Genomic DNA, 4,388 nt, shown 5'->3' on the forward strand with positions numbered 1-4,388 from the left:
CGATCGGATCCTCGTCGTCGATCGGATCCTCGTCGTCGATCGCGTCCCCGTACTGCTCGCGCGTAATCGTGTACCGGTGGAAGTCGTCGATCTCCCCGTTCATGGGCACGCTGTTCCGGATCACGCCCTCGTACCGACCGCCGTGGGCGTCGACGTACTTCTCGATGGCCCGCTCGGACTTCTCGTTGCCCTCGTTGTACCCCACAGAGACGAGCTCGACCCCGAGGCGGTCGAAGGCGAGTTCGAGCAGCGCCGCCGCCCGTTCGCCCGAGTATCCCCTGCCCCAGAAGGGTTCGGCGAGGATGAGGCCGAGCCCGCCCGTCCGCCGCTCCCAATCGCAGAACAGCCCCGTCACGCCGGCGAGTTCGCCGGCGCCCTCCTCGCCGGGCCCGGGGCGGACCGCGTACTCGGCCGCCTCGCGATCCGCCCACGATTCTTCGGCGTCGTCGATCCGTTCCCGGGCTTCCATCGGAACCCGGTACGGACGCTGGGGCACGTGCTCGAAGACGTCCCGGGTTTCGTCACCGTCGGCGAAGCACTCGTACAGCTCGAACGCGTCGACGTTCTCGTGGCAGAGCCGCTCGAGGACGAGGCGGTCCGTTTCGAGTCGCTCCGGGAACATGTGAGTAACGTGAACACTCGTCGGTAAGGGTTATTCGGTCGACGTCGACGCGCGTCCCCGGCCTACAGCCGTTCCATCAGGAGCGACGTGACCTCCCAGACGACTCGCGTCGGATTGTTCGAGGAGAACCCGTGCGGTTCGTACGCGTAGTCGTTCTCGTCGACCGCCCGGTCCTGAAAGTGGCCCCATCCGTCGACGTGCGGGTTCGGTTCGTGATGCCATCCGAAGTCGCCCGTCTCGTCGCTGTAGTGAAACGAGAACTCGGGCGGAGCGTCGGGGGACTCGCCCGCGAACCAGCGTACCGTAAGCGTCGCGTCGTCGCCGGCGACGTCCAGGCGGTCCGTCGCGACGCGTGCGACAACCCGGGTGTACTCGCCGGACGGAAACCCGCGCACCGAATCGATCGCCGGATGCCGTTCGAGTTCACGCTGGATCCCGCGGAGCGCCCGGTGGGACGCTTCTGCCGGGTCGTACGAACTGTCTGCGGGCCCCATCCCTATGCGGACGCGCGGTTCTCGCGACTGTACGTCGCGTAGTTTTCGATGGCGTCCTCGACGATCCCGAGGCGGTACGCGACGAGTTCCCAGTCGCTCGCGGCCCGCAGGATCTCCCGAGTCTCCGTCGCGTCGTCCGCGTCGGCACCGCGCTCGCGAAGTTCCTCGGGCGACCCGACCTCGTACTCCTCGCGCCACTCCTCGATCCGATCCAGGAGTTCGGCTTTCAGCCGAAGGAGCCCCTCGTGGTCGTGGGTATCGAGTAGATCGCGGAGCGTCTGCATCCGGGTGTGGAGGGGGTCCGGCGCGTAGACGGCCGTTCCTTCTCGATCGCGTTTCAGGAGGACGTTTATCTCCACGAGGCGCTCGAGGTGGTCTCGCGCGGTGTTTTCCGCCACGTGCGCTTCGGCCGCGATGTCCGTCGCGGACTGCGGTCGCGAGACGGTGCTCGCGACCGACTGAACTCTGTCGAACGCGCTCGTGCGCGCTTTCCACGCGTCGACGCCGGGTGCGTCGACGCCGGGTTCGTCATCGGCCATACCGGTCGTTCCCGGCGTAGCTCAATAAGACTATCTCCGGGTAGAATTGTTGAGGCACAATTGAATCCCGAGAGCCGGCGATAGAATTCGCTCGATCCTCGTCAGGATCGGGCTGGCCAGTCCCTCGTCTGATTCGGACTGGGCAGACGAATACGGGGGAGAAAGCGATCGTGGGCACGGAGACGACCGCGAGCCACGGTCGCCGAGTAGCTTACCCGCACGCGCCGACGTCCGGCGCCTGCTGCCCGGCGTGTCGAACCGACGGCCAGCGCAGGTCGTGCTCGGCGTGGAGCCCGCTGTAGTAGAACGGCTCGATCCCGATCTCGGCCGAGAGGTCGTCGGTCTCGGCGAGCAGCCAGTCGACGACCTCCCCGTCGACCATGTGGACGTACGTGGAGACGACGTAGACGTTCTCGACGTCCTCGTCTTCGACGACGTCGAAGAACGGCTCGACCTCGCCGGTCCGGAGGTCGGTCGCCCCCCGATCGTTCCACGGCAACTGGTAGTACTCGACTCCGGGTTGGGGATCGACGTAGGCCGTCTCGAACCGACCGGTCGAGATAACGACGTCGCCGGGTTCGACGACCTCGTTGACGCAGCCGTAGGCGGTCCGGTAGTCGGGCGGCGCGGCGCGCTCGTGGAGGAGCTGGCTCGCGTCCTCGTGCTCCCACTCGGCGGGCGCCTGCATGGCGTACCCGCCGTCTCCCGGCGCCGCGATCGGCGACAGCGGAAAGACGACGAGCGAGGCCACGAGGAGGACGATCAGCGGCGCTCGCGCCGAGGGCATCGCGACGACGTCGGTGGCGACGCGCACGGCGAGCGCCAGCGGGACCATCGCGACCCCGAAGACGAACGGAATCACGTAGAAGACGTAGCGCGGATCCGTGAAGTGATCGAAGAGGTAGCTCATCACGATCAGCGGGACGAGCGCGTACAGCAGGAAGACCAGCGGCTTCGGATCGCGTTCTCGCCCTGCAATGACGGCGAGGGCGCCCGCGCCCGCGACGAAGAGTCCCACGAACGCCGCCTCGAACTTCACGTAGCGCTCGAAGAGGTAGTGGACGTACGTCGTCGTCGGCCGGTCGACCCGCGAGAGCGAGAGGAACTCCGTCGTCTGGCGCGGGAGCGCCTGCAGCTCGCCGGGGGCGCCCAGGACGACGAGCGCGGCGAGGAAGGCGACGACGAGCGCCGCGGCCGCTTTCGGCGCCGCGCGGACCGACCGCCTGAGTTCGGGATCGAACGCGAGGTAAACGACCGCGGCGAGCGGGAGCAGCGCGAGGGCGATCTTGGCGAACTGGGCGGCCTGCATCGCGACGCCCAGCGCGGCGGCCGTGGCGAGGAGGGCGAGGCCGGCCCGGCGGTACCGCGCGAGGCGCAGCTCGTCGACGGCGACGTCGAAGAGGTAGAGCGTCGCCAGGTAGGCGAAGACGAAGACCGTGTACGGCCGGAGAAAGCGCGAGAAGAAGATCACGACGACGTTCGAGACGACGGCGACGGTGACCGCCAGGGCGACGTCGCGGCTCGTGAACCGCCTGACGAACAGGTAGACCAGCGGGATCGTGGCGACGCCGATGGCGGCGGGGAACGCCCGCAGGGTGAACTCGTCGTAGCCGAACAGCGCCGCGAGGCCCGCACCGACCGCGTTGACGAGGTAGCCCCGCCGGTAGGCCTCGCCGGGCTCCTCGGCGACGAAGTTCCAGCGCGCGAACTCGCCCGTCTCCAGGACGCTCATCGCGACCTCCGCGTGCCACTGCTCGTCGTGGAAGAAGCTGTGTGCGCCGAGCCCGTCGAAGATCAGGAACGCTCCCCAGGCCGTCGCGAGCGCGAGCCCGACGGTGTAGGCCGTGACCGGTCCGCGGGAGATCCGCTCCCAGCTCGGGACCAGGAAGACCGGCTCTTCGCGCAATTCCCGCCTGACGTAGAGCGAGCCGACGAACGACAGACCGGCGAGCAGGGTCCACCCCGCGTAGCCCGCGAACGACTCGGTCCACGGGAGCACGCAGGCGAGGACCACCGTACCGACGACGAGGACGCGGCCCGCGGCGCGGACCGCTCTCGCCGGGCGGTCCGTCGTCACCAGGAACAGGTTCGCGTACGCCAGCAGCGTCGCCGCCCCGAGGAATCCGAACGGACGGGCGGACGCGACGGGTTCGTCGGCGAAGCCGGCGACGGCCGCCGCGTACAGCGCCACCGCTCCCGTCGCGACGGCGGCGAGGAGCCGCGCCGCGTCGAGCGTGCGGTCGAGACGAGGGTTTCGAACTGTCGTGGACATCGGAGGGGTGTCGTGGTCGTCGGAGACGGGTGCGCCCCGGCACCGCGGTCGCGCGCCGTCGCTCAGGTTCGTCGGCGCTCGGCGGCGACCTCCTCGAACACGTCGGCCAGTCGCCGCGCGGACGTCCGCCACGAGAACGCTCGCGCTCGCGCTCGTCCGGCGTCGATCAACTCGTCGCGCAGTTTCGCGTCGGTGAGGACGCGTTCGAGCGCGCTCGCGATCTCGTCGGCGTCTCGAGGATCGACGAGCAGCGCCGCGTCGCCGACGACCTCGGGGATCGAGGCGGCCTCGGACGCCACGACCGGCGTCTCGCACGCCATCGCCTCCAGCGGCGGCAGGCCGAACCCCTCGTACAGCGACGGGTAGACGAACGCCGTCGCGGTGCGGTAGAGGGCGGGGAGGTCTTCGGCCGGGACGTAGCCGAGGTGTCTGACGTTCTCGCGATCGTCGATCGCCTCGGC

General features: G+C 69.1%; 5 protein-coding genes. All 5 read right to left on the reverse strand.

The annotated features are described in order from the left end of the window. The coding region (locus QZT59_RS19100) for a GNAT family N-acetyltransferase (RefSeq protein WP_290819551.1) at window positions 1–622 on the reverse strand (622 nt) is incomplete at its 3' end. Window positions 623–684: 62 nt separating this feature from the next. Continuing rightward, window positions 685–1,116, reverse strand: coding sequence for a hypothetical protein (locus tag QZT59_RS19105; RefSeq protein WP_290819553.1), 432 nt, complete (start codon window positions 1,114–1,116; stop codon window positions 685–687). A gap of 2 nt (window positions 1,117–1,118) precedes the next feature. Further along, a complete protein-coding gene (locus QZT59_RS19110; protein WP_290819555.1) occupies window positions 1,119–1,655 on the reverse strand; it encodes an ArsR family transcriptional regulator in 537 nt (178 codons plus the stop codon). A 211-nt stretch (window positions 1,656–1,866) separates the two neighbouring features. Further along, window positions 1,867–3,927, reverse strand: a complete 2,061-nt coding sequence (locus QZT59_RS19115) for a glycosyltransferase family 39 protein (RefSeq protein ID WP_290819557.1) — start codon at window positions 3,925–3,927, stop codon at window positions 1,867–1,869. Window positions 3,928–3,989: 62 nt separating this feature from the next. After that, the coding region (locus tag QZT59_RS19120; RefSeq protein ID WP_290819559.1) for a glycosyltransferase family 1 protein at window positions 3,990–4,388 on the reverse strand (399 nt) is incomplete at its 5' end.

This window comes from Halovivax sp. (assembly GCA_007119345.1).
Taxonomy (GTDB): domain Archaea; phylum Halobacteriota; class Halobacteria; order Halobacteriales; family Natrialbaceae; genus Halovivax.

Coding starts and splice junctions, on each gene's coding strand:
- QZT59_RS19105 (WP_290819553.1), bottom strand. CDS start 1,116: ATGGGGCCCGCAGACAGTTCGTACGACCCGGCAGAAGCGTCCCACCGG.
- QZT59_RS19110 (WP_290819555.1), bottom strand. CDS start 1,655: ATGGCCGATGACGAACCCGGCGTCGACGCACCCGGCGTCGACGCGTGG.
- QZT59_RS19115 (WP_290819557.1), bottom strand. CDS start 3,927: ATGTCCACGACAGTTCGAAACCCTCGTCTCGACCGCACGCTCGACGCG.